Below are 16,739 nucleotides of genomic sequence, written 5' to 3'. Positions count from 1 at the left end.
TTACCTCTGCTGGCCATTAAAGGGCGGTGCGACCCATCAATAGAAAGTTGCTGGTCCGTCATTGTTGAGCAATTGCTGAAACTGCTCGGACGACACCGCATGGGAAATCAGAAAACCCTGGGCCTGGTTGCAGTCAATCTTGCGCAACAGAGCAAGCTCCTGGGGCGTCTCGACGCCTTCGGCGACCACGGTCAGCCCCAGCTTGCGGCCCAGGGCGACAATGCTGGTCAGTGCCGAGGTCATGCCTTCGTTTTCATGGCAGCCCTGGACCAGAGCGCGGTCGATCTTCAGCTCCGTGAAGGGTGTGGAGACCAGGTTCATGTAGGAGCTGTAGCCCTTGCCGAAATCATCCTGGGACAGGCCGAAGCCCTTGATGCGCAGGCGGCAGGCGCCGGCGTAGAAGTTGCTGATGTCCTGGGGCACCGAGCATTCCATCAGCTCGAAGCAGATCTTGCCGGGGATGCCCTGGTGATGCAGGACGAACTCCAGCAGGCGGTCGGCCAGGTCGTGGCTGTTGAGCAGGTGGGTCGGCAGGTTGATCGACACGGGGATGTCGTAACCCTGCTGGCGCCAGCGCGCCTGGGCATGGATGGCCTGCTTGAGCATCAGCCACAGCAGGCGTTCCTCCAGCTCGAAGGTCTTGAATGCCGGCAGGAACGAGCCGGGCAGCAGCACGCCTTGCTCCGGATGCATCCAGCGCACCAGGGCTTCGGCGGCGACGATGCGGCCGTTGCTGAGGGATTTTTTCGGCTGGAACCAGGCCTGGAACTGGCCGTTGCTCAGCCCGTGAATGAGCGCTTGGTAATCGAATTGCGCGACCGCCGGGGGTACCTGCGGTGCGCTGCGGTTCTTGCCGTTGAGCTGTTCGGTGAGGTTGCGCAGGGCGTCCGGCTTGACCGGCTTGGAGATCAAGCCGATCACCTCGACACCGAGGTTCTTGGCCACCAGGCTTGCGGCCATCAGCATGCGCTTGGAGGCGGCGCTCATGATCGCCAGGTCCGGCTTGCTGCGCAGCCTGGCCAGGCCCTGGATAAATTGCACGCCATCCATGCCCGGCATCAGCAGGTCGGTCAGCACCAGGTCGAAGTCACGCCGCTGCAGGTGTTCCAGCGCTTCCTTGCCGTCCTGGGCCGCTTCGAAATGGAAATTGCCCAATTCGCTGAACAGGTGCTGCAAGTACATGTGCTGGAACGGGTGGTCCTCGACGATCAAGATGTTATAGGGCTTCATGGGAGGTCTCTTGATAAGGCGCCAGATAGTTGAACAGGGCCCGCAACGCGAAAGGTTTGACCAGGCAATGGTTCATTCCGGCTGCAAGGCACAGTTCTGCTTCGCCGCGCATGGCATTGGCCGTTGCCCCGATGATCGGGATCGAGCAGCCTTGGCGGCGCAGTTCTCTGGCCAGTTCATAGCCATTGAGTTTGGGCATGTTCACATCGGTCAGGACCACATCGAAGTGCCCGGTTTTCCATAGCTGCAGGGCCTCGATACCGTCCCCTGCCAACTCGACGGTGCAGCCGAGCTCTTCGAGCTGATCACGCAGGATCAACTGGTTGATGATGTTGTCTTCGGCCACCAGGATATGCAGTTCGAGCTTCTGCATTTCGCGCTTTTGCGGGTCATCGGTGCGGGCGATCCACAGCCCCTGGGCTTGCCTGACGGCCTGGTGCACGGCGCTCAGGTGGTTGAGGTTGACCTGCCAGCGGCCGTCTTCCAGTTGCGGCTCGCAGCAGCCATGGGCGCTGGCCAGGATCAACGGCCCGCTCCAGTCGGTCACCAGCGCTTGCTCGGCGCTGCCGGGGTGCAGTTCCAGCAGCAGGTGGCCGCTGGCGGCATCCGCCGGCGTCGGCCGCCCGACCTGGGCCCGCGCCCCCCAGCGGCGCAGCCAGCCGCTGATCGATTGCGCCAGTTCGCGAATCGGCGAGAGCACATAGATCGTCTCGGGCAACAGGCCGCCCAGGGCGGGCAAGTCGCTGCTGGCCGAGGCTTCTTCCAGTGGCAGGGTCAGGGTGAAACTGCTGCCCAGGCCCAGCTCGCTGACCATGCGCAACTGGCCGTTCATCAACTGGGTCAGGCGCTGGCAGATCGGCAGGCCCAGGCCGGTGCCGGCCACTACATTGGTGTTGCCTTCGGTCTGGTAGAACGGCTCGAAAATGTACGGGTGGTCTTCCTCGGCGATACCCTTGCCGGTGTCCGAGACTTGCCACATCAGGCTCGAACGCTCGCCATCACGGTTGATCAGTTTGACCCGCAACACCACACGGCCGCTGTCGGTGAACTTGACCGCGTTGCTCAGCAGGTTGTTGAGGATCTGGCGGATCCGGGTCACATCGCCGATCAGCCGCTCCGGCAGTTGCGGATCGAAGCAGGCGTACAGCTGCAGGTTTTTGCCCAGTGCCGCGGCGCTGTAACCCTGGATGACTTCGTGGACCAATTCCAGCGGCGAGAACTCGCTCAGCTCCAGGGCCAGTTGTCCGGCTTCGATCTTCGACACATCAAGCACGTCGCAGATCAACTGCAACAGGGTCGCCGAGGAGCCTTCTATTGCGTGCAGGTAGTCGCGCTGCTGGGCATCGAGCTGGGTGCGCGCCAGCAGTTCCAGGGTACCCAGCACGCCGTACAGCGGGGTGCGGATCTCATGGCTCATGGTTGCCAGAAATAGCGTCTTGGCTTCGTTGGCGGCGTCGGCCGATTGCCGCGCGTCTTCCAACGCCGCTTCCACCTGCTTGCGTGCACTGATGTCACTGAAGGCGCAGAACAGCACGTCTTCACCGTTGTAGCGGGTCGGCGCGCTGCTCAGGTACAGGTGGCGGCCATCGGCGGTGGCGAAATAGTCGCTGCGTTGCGGTTGCTGGTTGTCGAAGGCCTGGTTGATCCAGCCGGCACACAGCACATCGCGCTCCAGGCCGTCGCCCAGCCATTGTTGCGCCAGGGTGTTTTCCAGCACCACCTTGCCATCGGTACGGCGCAGGACGCACAAGGCCACCGGCGCGGTCTGGATGACATCACGGCTGAACGCCTCGCTTTCGATCAAGGCCTGGATGCGGTGGATCGCCGGAGCAATGAACCGAAGCTCGATGCGGCGCATCAGCAACAGGATCAGGGTCACGGTGAGCAGGCAGAACAGCAGCGAGCCGACCAGCTGTTTCCACAGCCCGGCCAGCACCGCCAGCAGGTCGATCGAGTACACCAGTTGCCAGTCCGATGATTTGAGGTGTTTACGGATCACCAGGTGATCGGGTATCCAGCCGTCGCCGACAAAGCCGAAAAAGTTTTCGCCCTGGGAGTTGAGCAGCATCTGCCCCAACTGCGCGTCGTGGCTGTTGGTGAACACCAGCATGCCTTCGGAGTTGAGCATCATGAACTCACCGGCGCTCTGGTCATTGAGCGCCGCCGACACTTCGCGGCTGTCCATTTCCAGGCCCAGCCAGCCCGACTCGACGTCACGCTCATCGAGGCGAATGAAGATGTACAGATACGAGCGTTGCTCGGTCTGGTCAGTCAGCCACAGTTCGGCGGCGGGTGAGGGGTTGTTGTCCTTGAGCGCCTGCAATTGTTCGAGCATGTGCGCAGAAAACCCGGGCACTCCGGGGGCGCAGTTGTACAGGCGCCGGACTTGCGCGTTCGGCCCGGTGTCGACATACAGCAGGCTGACCTGCTTTTCCTTCATGTAGTCGCGCAGGCGCTGGGTCAGCCAGATGCTCCAGCGATTGTCGGTGGTGCTGCCCAGTTGCAGGTGCACTTCTTCGGTCGACGGCAGGTAGACCAGGGGTTTGCTCTGCCTCGACTTGCGCACTGCCGACAGGCTCAGGCTCTCGAGCAAGGCCTCGCGGTTGGTGAAGAAGGTATGTGCCTCGGCAATCGCACTGCTCATGTAGCCGCGACGCTGGGAGATGTCGTTGTTGAAGGTGAACAACAGGAAGTTGTACACGCCGCTGAAGATACCGATCAGCAACACCACGGCGAACAACCGCAGCAAGCGGCGGGCGGCTTCGGGGCTGGAAAGAAGGGGGCTGATTTGCAGCAGGTAGCTTTTTAATCTCATCCGCGGACTCTAGGGAGTCGCATGCGCAAGAGACATCAGACGATCCTTAAACATAAGCCTTGCCGGGTACGTTGGCCAGCCAGAAGGCTCTTATTTGTCCGGTTCTGCGACCTGCTTGGCAAAGCGCAACTTTGCCTATCAGACAATCCTTAAACATTGCGCCGCCCGGCCGACACTCAAGGTATCAACCGTTATCGCAGGAGTGCCGGCATGAATGGGAAGTATGTTGCTATCGCTGCAGGGTTGCTGTTCGGTCTGAGCGGAGCCTGCATGGCCGCCACGTCGGTTGCGCAAGGCGTGATCAATTTCACTGGCAGCATCGTCGAGTCACCGTGCACGCCGTCGGCCCAGGGCGGTGCCTTGAACCTCAACGATTGCCCGGCCCAGGCCCGGGGTACCCGCATCGACTTGCGCCGGGTAGAGCCGCAGGCGGCGGTCAGTACCCTTGATCATGCGCCGGTCAACGTCAGGCTGGTGGCCGACAGCGGCAAGGCCGGGCGTTACTACAACCAGCAGTACGCGCTGGTGGATGCCTCCGGCAAGGCACTGAGCTGCGGCGCTTACCTGATTACCCTGACCACACCTTAAGGCGTGGGCGTAAGGGCGTTTGAGAATTGTCTTAGAGTCTCTGAACACGACCAACGGTAACCTTGCCAGTACTTCAGCGAGTCGCAGTTTTTATAAAGACTCGCGAAGCCCATCTGTCAGGTTTACCGAATGTCAAACATAGCATTGCGCATAGTGATCGCTGATCGTCAGCACGATCAGCGAAGCAAGATAGAAAACATGCTCAACCGCCTGGGGTATTGCCGCGTTGCCCACTTGAGCAGCTTTCAAGCGTTGCAGGCGGCGACCCGGGCGCAGGGCACGCCCTTCGACCTGTTGATCGTCAACACGGTGCTGGTGCCTTCCCGGCAGTTCAACCTGCTGAAGTTCTGCCACGACAATCCGCGCATCCGCCATGCGCTTATCTATGAAGGGCAACGCGCCGACTGTTCGCGAGTCTCGGTGCCGGTCAATGCCAGGATTCAACTGTGCCTGTCGCGGGCACCGGACTTCGACTCGATCAAGCGCTGCCTGCACACTGTCGACCCGCTGTTGGCACGCTAATCACTGACTTTGCCCCCCGCGCGCCCTTGGTTTTTCAAACGCCAACTGGTAGCGTGCAGCACCTCGCTGTATTGCCCGATCCCTTTCGTCATCGTTGCCTGTCAAAGGTAGACGTACGCGGGTACCTGCTGTCCCACTCAAGGGCGCTGGCACAGGACGCATCGGGCGATGCACAGTCATTCGCAAATGGAGTTCACAATGACGCAAAGCAGCACCGTGCTGTCCGGTATTGAGCTGGATCAATTCATGGACCGTGTTGAGGTCGAGTATCAGGAACACGGTGGTGACTACGTGCTGGGCCAACTGCGCGCCCAGCCGCTCAAGGCGGCCTCGCTGGAATCGATCGACCGTCTGCACGTGCTGTGGGTCAATGCCGGTGACGCCGACGCCTCCAGGGCGGTGCTGGCCGACGACGGCCAGGCGCTGATCGAGGCGACCCCAGAGGAGGCGCGCAACGAGCTCAAGCTCAACCTGCTGATCTACCAACTGCGCCTTTGCAACTACCTCAAAGACGAGCAAGGCCTGCTGCAGGCCCTCGACGCCCTGCAGCAACTGAGCAACGAGGCGCTGGCGTTCGACATCGAGCAGTACCGGCGCTACCGCATTTTCGACGATCTGCAGCACACCACCCTCGACGTCGCCCTCAAGGCCATCGAGGTGCGTCACACCCTGGCGTTGATCAACCCCGGCCGTCACGCCCTGCGGGCCTGGGACGATGCCGATCAGCACCGGCGCCGGGCCCGGGTGCTGGCTTCCCACGAGCGTGACGAAGAGGCTCGCGAAGCGGCGCTGGCGGCGATTACCGCGTTGCGCACCGCTGGCGAAAGTCAGGACGTCGACGGCAACGACTGGCTGTGGCTGGGCGATGCGCTGATCGAAATCGTGCCGCTGCGCCTGGCGATGTTCGAGCAACCTGTGGTGCAGTCGATCGCCGAGCTGTCGTTGCCTCAGCGCCGGGAGTGGGAAGTGCGCCTGGCGCGCCTGGCTGCGCGCTCATTGAAGGCCCAGGGCGACCTGCCCGGTGCCTTGAAAATCTGTGAAGTGGCGACCCTGGAACTGGACTCCAGCGGCAGTGACAACTTTGTCGAATTCCACTTGCCCTGGTTGCTTGAAAACGGTCAGATCGACGACGCCGGGCAGCGTGCATTCATGGAAATCTATGGCGTTCGCACGCAGATGTGGCCGGGTATTGCCTACTGGGTCCACGATCGCCTGCTCGATGCCGAGGACCAATTGCCATGGTGGCCGCTGTGCGTGATGCGCGCCTGTGATGATCAACAGGTGCTGGAGCGGTTTACCTCCGGGCTGCCATGGCGCGATGAATCGACGCCGTCCATGGGCCCGCTGCTCGATGCGCTGCATGCTGCTCGCGATGACCTTGAGCAGATCGACAACGTTTTCGCCCTGGCCCTGGAAGAGGCCCGACGCCGCGCGCCGAATCACCCTTGGATCAACCGCCTGCTGGCAGTGCGTGAACGCCAGGCCGGGCGCATTGACGCCAACACTGAACTTACGATGCTGCGCGAGGCCGTTTCGGCCGGCAATATGCAGGACCACCGCAGCGCCTACAGCCTGTTCAGCGCCCATGCCAGTGTGTTCGGCATTGTCGATGCCTTGCGCCAACCGCTGCCGACAATGGCCGCTGGCATGAACTATTACGGTTTCGCTTGCACCATCGACGACCTGGTCGAGGTGGAAGTCGAGAAGCTCTCGAGCGAGGAGGCAGATCAGGCCTGGTCGTTGTTGCGCGAAGTACAGAAGGTGGCCTACGAACACGGCCAGGCTCGCATGGAGCAATGCTTCGCCACCGGTCGCGGGCATCGTTACGATGCCTGTGCGCACACGTACTCGATGCTCTGCAACAACCTGGCGATCAACTACCGCTGCTACAACGACCAGCGCATGTATGAGCAGGCCCTGGAGCTGCATGCCCGTGGCATTGCCGCCAGCCCGTTCGCAGAACACTATCATGGCACCCTGCAAAACCGCATTGAGCTGGGGGATGACCTGGGTATCGCCGAAGCCGCCGAACAGCTCTGGCACTTCGCCGCCGACTATGGCTACAGCCGCCACGACCCCGAAGAGTACCTGTTCGAAGTCAGCCGGGCCTTGTACCGCCTGGACCGCGAACGCGAGATCCTGATCTGGCTGGAGCGCGTGCTCAAATGGCAGGAAGAGCAAGGAGTCGCCGACAAGGACCTGGAAATCTCGCAACTGTTCGCGCGGATAAAAGTGGCCACGTACCTGTCGTACAACCTGCCGGAGGCCGCCACCAGCCTGTGGCTGCGCTACGCGCCGTATATCAACGAAGGTGACATCGCCAGCCTGCTGGGCTGCTCCGGCGATGTGCTCAAGGGCCTGGGGCGCAAGGAAGAGGCCATCGCCTACTACCAGCGCTCGATCCTGCGCAGTGATCCGGACAACGCTATCGACCAGAGCAACAATGAAATCTTCAGCCAGAGCATCGCCGAGCTGCAGGCCGTTGAAAAACCTGCAGGCAAGGCCTGGTGGCAGATATGGAAGTGACACCGGAGCTGCGACAGTCCGGTTACGCCCCGCGCAACGCACTCAATGCCGATCAACTCAAGCGCGGCATTGCCGAGCGCAGCAAGGCCCGCGGTGATGCGCCAGAGGTGGGCAAATGGTTGCTCAACCATTTCTACCGGCACCTGGTCGGCAACTTCGAGCCGGCGCGGCGGATCCTGACCCCGGAGCAGGCTGTCGAGGTGCTGGGGGCTGAACCGCCGCCGTGGGTGGCCAGGCATTTGGGCGACGCCGGCAAAGATTCGCAGCAGGCGCCTGCGCCGCTGGTCTGGGTCGATCCGCAGCAGGCGCCACTGCTGGCCGAGGAGGCCTTGCTGGTGGAGTTTTTGACCTCGCGTCAGGGCACGGCGTTGGCCGGCAAGCTCGACCGCATCAACTGCCCGCAGGCGCTGGCGCTGTGGCAAAAGGAACACGCGCAGATGGCTGCGCGCGTCGAGCAGGGCTGGCGCCAGAGCCAGCCCGAGGCGTTGCTCACGCGGGTAACGACTACTGAGCACGTATTGCAGGAGCTACGCCCCGAGAGTCCTTTGTTGCGCGCCGAGATGGCCTTTGAAAGCTACGTGATGCGCCACTGCCTGGGCCAGTTCGCCGATCGCCGCGCCCTGACCGGCGGCTACGGCGAGCGCTATGCCGAAGCGGTGGAGCAGCGGCGCATGCGCGTGTTCAGCTTTCGCGATGGCCAGGGCCAGCCGCACATCACCATCAGCCTGATCGTGCAGGGCGACGGCACCTTGACCGTCGAACAGGTCAAGGGCAAGCAGAACCGGCCGCCGGTCGAGCGCTATTACCAGGACCTGCTGCAGTGCCTGAATGCCTTGGGCACCGACCAGCAGACGCCCGCCGACTGCATCGCCATCGGCATTGTGCGCACCGAAGCGGGTTGGCTACGCATCGAAGAGGTCAGCGACCCGACCGCGCAGACCCGCCTGGTGGCGCGCTACCCGCAGTTGTACGAGCGCCTCGATGCACCTTCGGCCATGGTCGAGTGGCTGGTGGCCGGGCGTCAGCCGCAGCAGTTCTTGCAGGCTGCCCCGCAGGCGGTGTCGGTCAAGTACGCCACTCGGCACATCTTCAGCAAACGCGCTGAGCGTCAGCTCAATGATCCGCTGTACCAGACCGAAGGCGTGCCGTGGCCGGACATGACGCCGGCCCAGGCCGAGGAAATCCAGGCCTGGCAGGCCCAGGCAAGGTAAGGAGAACCGCATGTTTTTGCTTTTCGCGGCTGTTGTTTCAGCCTGGTTGTTGTGGCGGGCATTCCGCCCGCGCGGGCCTGGGCCGTTGTTCAGCCAGCGCAAGCACTGGTCGCTGTTGCTGGCCAGGCCCATGGCCGATGCGATGGGCGTCGAGGGCTTCTATTCGCCGGCGTGCGATCACTTCAACGAGCAAGCGCAGACGATCGTGCGGGCAGCGTTGCTGCACCAGGCCGGGGTTCGCAGCAACTCCAATGACGAGGCGGTGCGGGCGCACTTCAGTGCGACCCTCGAACAGCAATGGTACAGCCTCGACCTGCAGGCGCTGACGGCCAGCGACGAGCCGCGTGCGGCGATGGCCTTTGCCTGTGCGCGGGTGGCGTTTGTGGCCCGTTGTGCGCTGCTGATGCGCTGGCTCGAGCCCGATCTCGCCTGGCGTGTGCTGCTGCTCAATGCCCAGCGGGCGCAGGATTGTTTCGACAGTTGGGAAGATTTCGGCAAAGCCTATAAGCTGGGGCGCGAGCAGTGGGTTGCGGCGTTTCGCGTCGACTCGCTGGGCGAGGCGTTCCACGAGCCGCATCTGCGCCAGTTGCTGGCGCCCGGCAGCGGGGCCTGGGCCGATATCCCCTGGCATACGCCTGGGGCATTGAGCCCGGCGCGGGCGAGGTAACGGCGCAACTGCTGGTTCAAGCATCCGAGAGGGCATTGCGATGATCGGCTTCACCTTCCGCCAGCTGGAGTATTTCGTCGCCGCCGCCGAACAGGGCAGTGTCAGTGCAGCGGCACGCACCAAGCATATTTCCCAGCCGTCGGTGTCGCTGGCGCTGTCGCAACTGGAGGCGAGCCTGGGCGAAAAGCTCTTTCATCGCCAGGTCAGCCGAGGCCTGGAACTGACCCCGGCGGGGCGCAAACTGCTCGAGCAGGCGCGCGACATGCTCAACCTGGCCACGGCCATCAACGGCAAGGGCGAGCAGCAACAGGAGGTGCGCGGGAGCCTCAGCCTGATCTGCTTCCAGGACCTGGGGCCGTATTATGCGCCGCGTCTGTTGAGCGGCTTTCGCCGGCGCCATCCACAAGTCACCATCACTTTGTTCGAGGCCGATCTTGCCGAGGTCAATCGGCGCCTGGCAGATGGCAAGGCGGAACTGGCACTGACCTACGACGTGGGGCTCGATGCGCCGATCGAAAAACGCGTGCTGGCGCAACTGACGCCCTACGCCTTGCTGCCAGCCGATCACCCCCTGGCCGTGCAGGAGCGAGTGTCGCTGGTGGACCTGGCCAATGAATGCCTGATCCTTGAAGACATCGCCAGGACCCGAGAGTACTTCCTGTCGTTGTTCTGGGCCCATGACCTGCAACCGGCCAGCCTGCAACTGACCCAGACCTTCGAGATGCAGCGCGGGCTGGTCGCCCATGGTTACGGGGTGGCCCTGTCCTGCACCCGGCCGGTGGCCGACTGCAGCTACGACGGCCAACCCCTGGCCTGCCGGCCGCTGCTTGAAACCGTCAGCCCGCAGCCAGTGGTGCTGGCCCAGTCCAGCGCCATGCGCCCCTCACCGGCAGCGCAGGCTTTCCTCGACTGGGCCAGCGAGCAGTTCCCGGCCTGATCAGCGGCTGGGCGAATCTGCCAGCACTACCTGCGGTTGGCGGGCGACGAACAGCCAGTAGCCCAGTGACAGCAAGGCCAGCCAGCCAATGCCCACGTACAGCGCCATGCGCGTGTCCGGGAACCAGGCCAGCACGCCGAAGATGAACAGCATGAACACCACCGCGCAGGCCGGGCCGACCGGCCAGAACGGCACCGGGAAGTGCAGCCTGGCCACCTCGTCGGCGCTCATGCCGCGGCGCATGACGATCTGCGACAGCAGGATCATCAACCACACCCAGACGATCGAGAAGGTCACCACGGCGGCGAGGATCAGGAACAGGTTGTCCGGGGCCAGGTAGTTGAGCACGACCCCCAGCAGCAGGGCGACGGCCATCACCACCACGGTCATCCACGGCACGCCAAAGCGCGACAGCTGGGCGAAGCTGGCAGGCGCCTGGCCGTTGTGGGCCATGCCGTACATCATCCGCCCGGCACTGAAGATGTCGCTGTTGATCGCCGACACGGCGGCCGAGATCACCACGATGTTCAGCAGCGACGCCGCCGAGCCAATGCCCAGGCCGCTGAAGATCTGCACGAAGGGGCTGCCTTCGCTGCCGATCTTCGACCAGGGATAGATCGACATCAGCACGAACAGGGTGAACACATAGAACAGCAGGATGCGCAGCGGTACCGAGTTGATCGCCCGGGGAATCACCCGCTGCGGGTCCTTGGCTTCGCCGGCGGTGATACCGATCATCTCGACGCCGCCGAAGGCGAACATGACCACGGTGAACGAGGCGATCATCCCGCCCACGCCATTGGGGAAGAAGCCGCCATGGCTCCACAGGTTGCTCACCGCCGCCAGGGGCTCGCCGGCACCGCCCAGCTGGATGCCAAACATCAGCACGGCGGCACCGGCGAGGATCATCGAGACGATCGCGGTAACTTTCAGTAGCGACAGCCAGAACTCCAGTTCGCCAAACACCCGCACGCTGCACAGGTTCAGCGCGCCAATGAAGAAGACGATGCCCAGCACCCAGATCCAGCGCGGCGTGTCGGGGAACCAGAAGCTCATGTAGACGCCGAAGGCGGTGACATCCGCCAGGCACACCACCAGCATCGAGAAGGCATAGCTCCAGCCGGTGAGAAAGCCGGCAAAGCGGCCCAGGTACTGGCTGGCGTATTGTCCGAACGAGCCGGACACCGGGTTGCGTACGGCCATTTCACCGAGGGCGCGCATCATCATGTAGATCGCCGCGCCACCGATCAGGTAGGCGAGCAACACCGAAGGGCCGGCCAGTTTGATGGCCGCTGCAGAACCATAGAAAAGCCCGGTGCCGATGGCAGAACCGAGCGCCATGAAGCGAATGTGGCGGGTACTCAGACCGCGCCGCAGGGCGGTGCTGTTTTCGTTCATCCCAGGTAACTCCTCGTTGTTCTTATTCTTGGATAGCAAGGCGCCGTAGGACACAGGCAGGGCCATTAACCGGCCAAAGGCGGGGGGCTGACAACCGCTGCACCATACAGATTGCCTATAGTGGCGAATAGGTAATCTGTGGTTTACCGGCCGCGCGGGGGCGCCCAATACTTTTGTCCATTACAACAAGAGAGGTGGCCCCCGATGAATGCCGATATCGAACAGTTCCAGCGTGATGGTGCAGTGGTGTTGCGCGGTGTGTTCCGTGACTGGATCGAACCCTTGCGCGAAGGTTTTGAACAGAACCTGGCCGCGCCCAGCGCCTTTGCCATCGAGAACGTCGGCAGTGGCGAAGGCGGGCGCTTCTTCGAGGACTACTGCAACTGGCAGCGCATCCCGGCGTTCAAGGACTTCGTGCTCCATTCGCCGGCGGCGGCGATTGCCGGAGCGCTGATGCAGTCGCGGCAGGTGCAGGTGTTCCATGAGCATATCCTGGTCAAGGAGCCGGGCACCTCCAAACCCACGCCCTGGCACCAGGACCTGCCGTACTACTGCGTCGACGGCCTGCAAACCGCCAGCTACTGGATCCCGCTGGACCCGGTCACCCGCCACAACACCTTGAGCGTGGTGCTCGGCTCCCATCGCTGGCCCAAGCCGGTGCGGCCGAAAAGCTGGGCCAGCAACAAGGATTTCTATGGCGCCACCGATGCCGGCTCTGGCGAAAGCCTGTTCATGGACATGCCGGATGTGGAGAACGGCGACTACCAGATCCTCTCGCCGGAGCTTGAGCCAGGGGATGCGGTGGTGTTTGATTTTCGTACCGTGCATGGCGCTGCCGGCAACAACGGCAGCAACCGCCGCCGGGCATTTTCGACCCGCTTCATGGGTGACGATGTGCGTTACATCCAGCGGCCCGGGCGCACCTCGCCACCGTTTCCGGGGATTGACCTGAATACCGGCGATCGCATGCGCGAGGACTGGTTTCCGGTGGTGTGGGCGCGGTCTTGAGGGGGGGCTGGTAGGAGCGAGCTTGCCTCGCGATGCGATGTGCTAGGTAGATCGCAATCGTGGGGCAAGCCCGCTCCCACAGGGGCTACTTCAGGTGGGCGACGATCTCGTCCTTGATCTTCAGACGTTCCTTGCGTAGCCGGGTGACGGTGTCATCGGCTGCGCTGTTGTTCTCGGCATCGACGACTTCGGCGTCTTTGCGGTTGTAGTCTTCATGCAGCTGACTCAGCCGCGAATCGTGTTGTTTCTTCTCGAGGAACTGGTCCTTGGTCAGATTCAAGTCTGCGAGCAAATCGTGCTTGACCGGCATTTCTTCACCTCTCCGGGGGTGTGGGGTGGAAGTCATGAACTTAGAGGATAGTCGTCTTTGCCATGTTTCGGGGCTGGGGTAGTCTGTTGCAACATTTGCCCACCCAAGCCACCGAGCAATGCCTCACCTTCAACGCGACGTCGAGGTAATCGATATTGATCGCGATTCCTATTCAAAGGTGCACTTGCCCGGTTGAACGACAGCCGCTGAACCGCAGCTGAACAAAAACATTAAATAGGCGCCAGGCAATTATTTGTTGGCGTCTTTTTCACAAAAAATTGATGACTCGCTACTTACAGTTCGGGCAGTTTCCAAGGCGTGCCGCAAGGGCACTGTTTTCGGCGTTTAAATAAGCGAATCGTCATGTTCAAGGTCAAACCCCTGCGGGCCGAATGGGTCACGTTGATTGCCAGCCTGTACCTGTTGATCGGCTTCAACTCGTTATTATGGCAACACCTGGCCTCAGTGCTTTCTGCCGATGCTCATGGCCTGCTGCTGCGCGTGGCTTTTGGCGTGTTGATCCTCTGTGCGTTCAACCTGGTACTGACCCTGCTGGCCTTCAGGCCCCTGCTAAAGCCACTGTTGATTGCCCTGTTCATGGTCAGTGCGGCAGTGGCTTATTTCATGAGCCAGTACGGCGTAATGATTGATGTCGGCATGCTGCGCAATGCCATAGAGACGAATGCCGCGGAAGTGCGCGACCTGCTCTCGATTAAACTTTTTTTATATATAACAGTGTTGGGTGTATTGCCTTCCTTGTTGTTGTATAAAACCCCGCTACTGTACCGCAACTGGGCCCGCGAGTTATTCGGCAAGTTGCTTGCCAGTGTCGCCTGTGTTGTGGTGCTGGCCGCCGTCGCGCTGATGAACTATCAGGGCCTGGCTTCGCTGTTTCGCAATCACCATGAAATTCGCCTGATGCTGGTGCCGAGCAATTTTGTCGGCGCCTCCCTGGGTTATGTCGGTGAGCGGGTCGGCAGCGCCGCCAAACCGTTTCGCAGCATCGGCGCGGACGCGAAACTGGACGCTGCCTGGCAGCAGCGTACGCGCAAGTCGCTGACCGTGCTGGTGGTTGGCGAGAGCGCCCGGGCGCCGAACTTCGGGGTGCTTGGCTACGGGCGCGATACTACGCCGCAGTTGAGCAAGGAACAGGGCCTGATCGCCTTTACCGACGTGCACTCCTGCGGCACCGAAACCGCCGTGTCGGTGCCGTGCATGTTCTCCGGCTTGACCCGCAAGAATTACGACGCCAGCACTGCCAAGAACCAGGAGGGCCTGCTCGATGTGCTGCAGCGGGCCGGGCTGGCGGTGCGCTGGCGCGATAACCAGTCCGGCTGCAAGGGCACTTGCGACCGGGTGCTGTTCGAGGATGTCAGCAACCTCAAGGACCCGGCGCTGTGCGCCGATAACGAATGCCGCGACGAAATCCTCCTCAAGGGCCTGGACAGTTTCATCGACAACCTGCAACAGGACACCGTGCTGGTGCTGCACCAGATGGGCAGCCACGGGCCGGACTACTACAAGCGCTACCCGCAAGAGTACGAGCGCTTCACCCCGGTGTGCCGCAGCAATGCCCTGAACCAGTGCAGCCAGGACAGCATCGTCAACGCCTATGACAACACCCTGGTGTACACCGACCATGTCCTGGCCTCGCTGATCGACATCCTGCGCAGCAAGCAGGACAAGGTCGACACCGCCATGCTGTACCTGTCCGACCATGGCGAATCCCTCGGTGAGTACAACCTGTTCCTGCACGGTACGCCCTACATGCTGGCGCCGGAGCAGCAGAAGCACGTGCCGTTGCTGGCGTGGTTTTCCGACAGCTACAAGGCCAGCTTCGGCATTGATAGCGACTGCCTGCAACAGGCCCGCAACGCGCCGTTGAGCCAGGACAACCTGTTCCATTCCATGCTCGGCCTGCTGCAGGTGCGCACCGCCCTGTACCAGCCGCAACTAGACCTGTTCGCCAGTTGCCGGCCGATGTTGGCCGGGCACTGATCACAGGCGCAGTAGCGGCGGCAGGGATAGCGGTCGAGCGGTTTCCCGACGATGGCCTGCGCCGTATATACTGCGCGCCATTGTTTGTGGGAGAGCCTTGTGGCCATCGATATTCACTGGATTTGCGACGACCGCAGCCTGGCAGAGCATTGCCAACAGTGGCGCACGCTGCCCTTCGTGGCACTGGACACCGAGTTCATGCGGGTTGACACCTTTTATCCGAAAGCCGGTTTGATCCAGGTCGGTGACGGGGCACGGGCCTACCTGATCGATCCGCTGCGCATCGGCGACTGGCAGCCGCTGGCCGGCCTGCTGGAAGATCCGCAGGTGATCAAGGTCCTGCACGCCTGCAGCGAAGACCTCGAAGTGCTTTCGCGCCTGACCGGCAGCTTGCCGGCGCCATTGTTCGACACCCAGCTGGCCGCCGGCTACCTCAACCTGGGTTTCTCCATGGGCTATTCGCGCCTGGTCCAGGAGGTGCTTGGCATCGACCTGCCCAAGGGTGAAACCCGTTCCGACTGGCTGCAACGCCCGCTGTCGGAAACCCAGGTCAGCTATGCCGCCGAAGACGCCGTGCACCTGGCCGAACTGTACGAGCGGCTGGGGCCGCAGCTGTCCGCCGACAAGCACGCCTGGGTGCTCGAGGACGGCGCCGAACTGGTTGCCCAGCTGCGCCGCGAAACCGACCCGTATGAGCTGTACCGCGAGGCCAAGCTGGCCTGGAAGCTGTCGCGCGCGCAACTGGCGGTGCTGCGCGAGCTGTGCGCCTGGCGCGAGCGCGAAGCCCGTGCCCGCGACCTGCCGCGCAATCGTATCGTCCGCGAAAACGCCTTGTGGCCCATGGCCCGCACCCAGCCTGACTCGTTGTCGGCACTGGCCAAGATCGAAGACATGCACCCGCGGACCATTCGTCAGGATGGCGAGTTCCTGCTCGGCATGATCAAGCAGGCCGCCAGCCTGCCGCCGGAGCAATGGCCGCCAGCGGTGCCCGAGCCGTTGCCGATTGAAGCGGCGGCGCTGCTCAAGAAACTGCGCGCCATCGGCCAGGCCGAGGCCGAGCGTCTGAACATCGCCCCCGAGCTGATGCTGCGCAAGAAAACCCTGGAACTGCTGCTCAAGAGCGGCTACCCCAACGGACCCTATCAACTCCCCGAGTCGCTGCGCGGCTGGCGCCGTGAGCGCATGGGGCAGGCGCTGCTCGATTGCCTGGCGGGCGCCGGAGACCAGTCATGAAACGTATCTGCTCGATCTACAAGAGCCCGCGCAAGAACGAAATGTACCTCTATGTGCTCAAGGCCGACGGCCTGGAGCGCGTGCCCGAAGGCCTGCTGCCGTTTTTCGGAAAGCCTGTGCACGCCTTCGACCTGGTCCTGACCCCGGAGCGCCAGCTGGCCCGCGAAGATATCGCCAAGGTCCTGGAAAACCTCGAGCAGCAGGGTTATCACCTGCAGATGTCACCGGTCGAGGACGAGTACATCGAGCACCTGCCAGAAGAGCTGCTGCGTCGCAACGACCCGGTCTGACCTCCC

The 16,739-nt window shown here is 62.6% G+C and carries 14 protein-coding genes; 10 read left to right on the top strand and 4 right to left on the bottom strand.

From position 1 onward, the window contains the following. Positions 1 to 36 precede the first annotated feature (36 nt). Both F8N82_RS18305 and F8N82_RS18300 read right to left on the bottom strand, forming a co-directional pair. Positions 37 to 1,230 carry an EAL domain-containing response regulator gene (locus F8N82_RS18305; protein ID WP_038996614.1) on the bottom strand — a complete coding sequence of 398 codons (1,194 nt, stop codon included), beginning with the start codon at positions 1,228 to 1,230 and terminating at the stop codon, positions 37 to 39. Continuing rightward, positions 1,217 to 4,045, bottom strand: a complete 2,829-nt coding sequence (locus F8N82_RS18300; protein ID WP_038996613.1) for an ATP-binding protein — start codon at positions 4,043 to 4,045, stop codon at positions 1,217 to 1,219. Before F8N82_RS18300 ends, F8N82_RS18305 begins: the two co-directional genes overlap by 14 nt. Before the next feature lie 210 nt (positions 4,046 to 4,255). On the opposite strand from F8N82_RS18300, the gene F8N82_RS18295 reads away from it, so the two are divergent. The 6 genes from F8N82_RS18295 (at position 4,256) to F8N82_RS18270 (ending at position 10,496) form a co-directional block, all read left to right on the top strand. Then, on the top strand, positions 4,256 to 4,633 hold the full coding sequence (locus F8N82_RS18295; protein ID WP_038996612.1) for a type 1 fimbrial protein: 378 nt from the start codon (positions 4,256 to 4,258) through the stop codon (positions 4,631 to 4,633). A gap of 198 nt (positions 4,634 to 4,831) precedes the next feature. Further along, positions 4,832 to 5,155 (top strand): chemotaxis protein CheY, encoded by a 324-nt coding sequence (locus tag F8N82_RS18290; protein ID WP_224793874.1) that lies wholly within the window; start codon positions 4,832 to 4,834, stop codon positions 5,153 to 5,155. A gap of 198 nt (positions 5,156 to 5,353) precedes the next feature. Further along, the gene (locus tag F8N82_RS18285) at positions 5,354 to 7,681 is read left to right on the top strand and encodes a hypothetical protein (protein ID WP_038996610.1); all 2,328 of its coding nucleotides are present in this window, start codon (positions 5,354 to 5,356) and stop codon (positions 7,679 to 7,681) included. Then, positions 7,672 to 8,892: a hypothetical protein gene (locus tag F8N82_RS18280; RefSeq protein ID WP_038996609.1), complete on the top strand. Its 1,221-nt coding sequence runs from the start codon at positions 7,672 to 7,674 to the stop codon at positions 8,890 to 8,892. Before F8N82_RS18285 ends, F8N82_RS18280 begins: the two co-directional genes overlap by 10 nt. Before the next feature lie 10 nt (positions 8,893 to 8,902). Continuing rightward, a complete protein-coding gene (locus tag F8N82_RS18275) occupies positions 8,903 to 9,559 on the top strand; it encodes a DUF1266 domain-containing protein (RefSeq protein WP_038996608.1) in 657 nt (218 codons plus the stop codon). A gap of 40 nt (positions 9,560 to 9,599) precedes the next feature. Beyond that, positions 9,600 to 10,496, top strand: a complete 897-nt coding sequence (locus tag F8N82_RS18270) for a LysR substrate-binding domain-containing protein (RefSeq protein WP_038996607.1) — start codon at positions 9,600 to 9,602, stop codon at positions 10,494 to 10,496. Here F8N82_RS18270 and F8N82_RS18265 read toward each other — a convergent pair whose 3' ends face one another. Next, positions 10,497 to 11,894 carry an amino acid permease gene (locus tag F8N82_RS18265; RefSeq protein WP_038996606.1) on the bottom strand — a complete coding sequence of 466 codons (1,398 nt, stop codon included), beginning with the start codon at positions 11,892 to 11,894 and terminating at the stop codon, positions 10,497 to 10,499. 204 nt (positions 11,895 to 12,098) lie between these two features. Between F8N82_RS18265 and F8N82_RS18260 the strand changes: the two genes are divergently transcribed. Further along, positions 12,099 to 12,902: a phytanoyl-CoA dioxygenase family protein gene (locus F8N82_RS18260; RefSeq protein ID WP_038996605.1), complete on the top strand. Its 804-nt coding sequence runs from the start codon at positions 12,099 to 12,101 to the stop codon at positions 12,900 to 12,902. An 85-nt stretch (positions 12,903 to 12,987) separates the two neighbouring features. On the opposite strand, the gene F8N82_RS18255 is transcribed toward F8N82_RS18260, so the two are convergent. After that, a complete protein-coding gene (locus F8N82_RS18255) occupies positions 12,988 to 13,212 on the bottom strand; it encodes a YdcH family protein (protein ID WP_038996604.1) in 225 nt (74 codons plus the stop codon). Positions 13,213 to 13,575: 363 nt separating this feature from the next. Here F8N82_RS18255 and F8N82_RS18250 point away from each other — a divergent pair, with 363 nt between their 5' ends. From F8N82_RS18250 to F8N82_RS18240, 3 genes are all read left to right on the top strand, one after another. Continuing rightward, positions 13,576 to 15,210 carry a phosphoethanolamine transferase gene (locus F8N82_RS18250; protein WP_038996603.1) on the top strand — a complete coding sequence of 545 codons (1,635 nt, stop codon included), beginning with the start codon at positions 13,576 to 13,578 and terminating at the stop codon, positions 15,208 to 15,210. Positions 15,211 to 15,309: 99 nt separating this feature from the next. Further along, entirely contained in the window at positions 15,310 to 16,443 is a 1,134-nt protein-coding gene (gene rnd / locus F8N82_RS18245) for a ribonuclease D (RefSeq protein ID WP_038996601.1), read from the top strand. Further along, positions 16,440 to 16,733, top strand: a complete 294-nt coding sequence (locus F8N82_RS18240; RefSeq protein ID WP_150777096.1) for a YcgL domain-containing protein — start codon at positions 16,440 to 16,442, stop codon at positions 16,731 to 16,733. Before rnd ends, F8N82_RS18240 begins: the two co-directional genes overlap by 4 nt. Positions 16,734 to 16,739: the final 6 nt, after the last annotated feature.

The sequence above is a fragment of the Pseudomonas fluorescens genome (assembly GCF_902497775.2).
Lineage (GTDB): Bacteria > Pseudomonadota > Gammaproteobacteria > Pseudomonadales > Pseudomonadaceae > Aquipseudomonas > Aquipseudomonas putida_F.
The sequence above is the reverse complement of the archived record's forward strand: the minus strand, read 5'-3'. Positions and strand labels throughout refer to the sequence as shown.

Bases quoted from the DNA above. Each gene is read 5' to 3' on its own strand.
- F8N82_RS18285 (WP_038996610.1), top strand. From the start codon at position 5,354: ATGACGCAAAGCAGCACCGTGCTGTCCGGTATTGAGCTGGATCAATTC.
- F8N82_RS18255 (WP_038996604.1), bottom strand. From the start codon at position 13,212: ATGCCGGTCAAGCACGATTTGCTCGCAGACTTGAATCTGACCAAGGAC.
- F8N82_RS18300 (WP_038996613.1), bottom strand. From the start codon at position 4,045: ATGAGATTAAAAAGCTACCTGCTGCAAATCAGCCCCCTTCTTTCCAGC.
- F8N82_RS18265 (WP_038996606.1), bottom strand. From the start codon at position 11,894: ATGAACGAAAACAGCACCGCCCTGCGGCGCGGTCTGAGTACCCGCCAC.
- F8N82_RS18295 (WP_038996612.1), top strand. From the start codon at position 4,256: ATGAATGGGAAGTATGTTGCTATCGCTGCAGGGTTGCTGTTCGGTCTG.
- F8N82_RS18250 (WP_038996603.1), top strand. From the start codon at position 13,576: ATGTTCAAGGTCAAACCCCTGCGGGCCGAATGGGTCACGTTGATTGCC.
- F8N82_RS18280 (WP_038996609.1), top strand. From the start codon at position 7,672: ATGGAAGTGACACCGGAGCTGCGACAGTCCGGTTACGCCCCGCGCAAC.
- F8N82_RS18290 (WP_224793874.1), top strand. From the start codon at position 4,832: ATGCTCAACCGCCTGGGGTATTGCCGCGTTGCCCACTTGAGCAGCTTT.
- F8N82_RS18240 (WP_150777096.1), top strand. From the start codon at position 16,440: ATGAAACGTATCTGCTCGATCTACAAGAGCCCGCGCAAGAACGAAATG.
- F8N82_RS18305 (WP_038996614.1), bottom strand. From the start codon at position 1,230: ATGAAGCCCTATAACATCTTGATCGTCGAGGACCACCCGTTCCAGCAC.
- F8N82_RS18275 (WP_038996608.1), top strand. From the start codon at position 8,903: ATGTTTTTGCTTTTCGCGGCTGTTGTTTCAGCCTGGTTGTTGTGGCGG.
- F8N82_RS18270 (WP_038996607.1), top strand. From the start codon at position 9,600: ATGATCGGCTTCACCTTCCGCCAGCTGGAGTATTTCGTCGCCGCCGCC.
- F8N82_RS18260 (WP_038996605.1), top strand. From the start codon at position 12,099: ATGAATGCCGATATCGAACAGTTCCAGCGTGATGGTGCAGTGGTGTTG.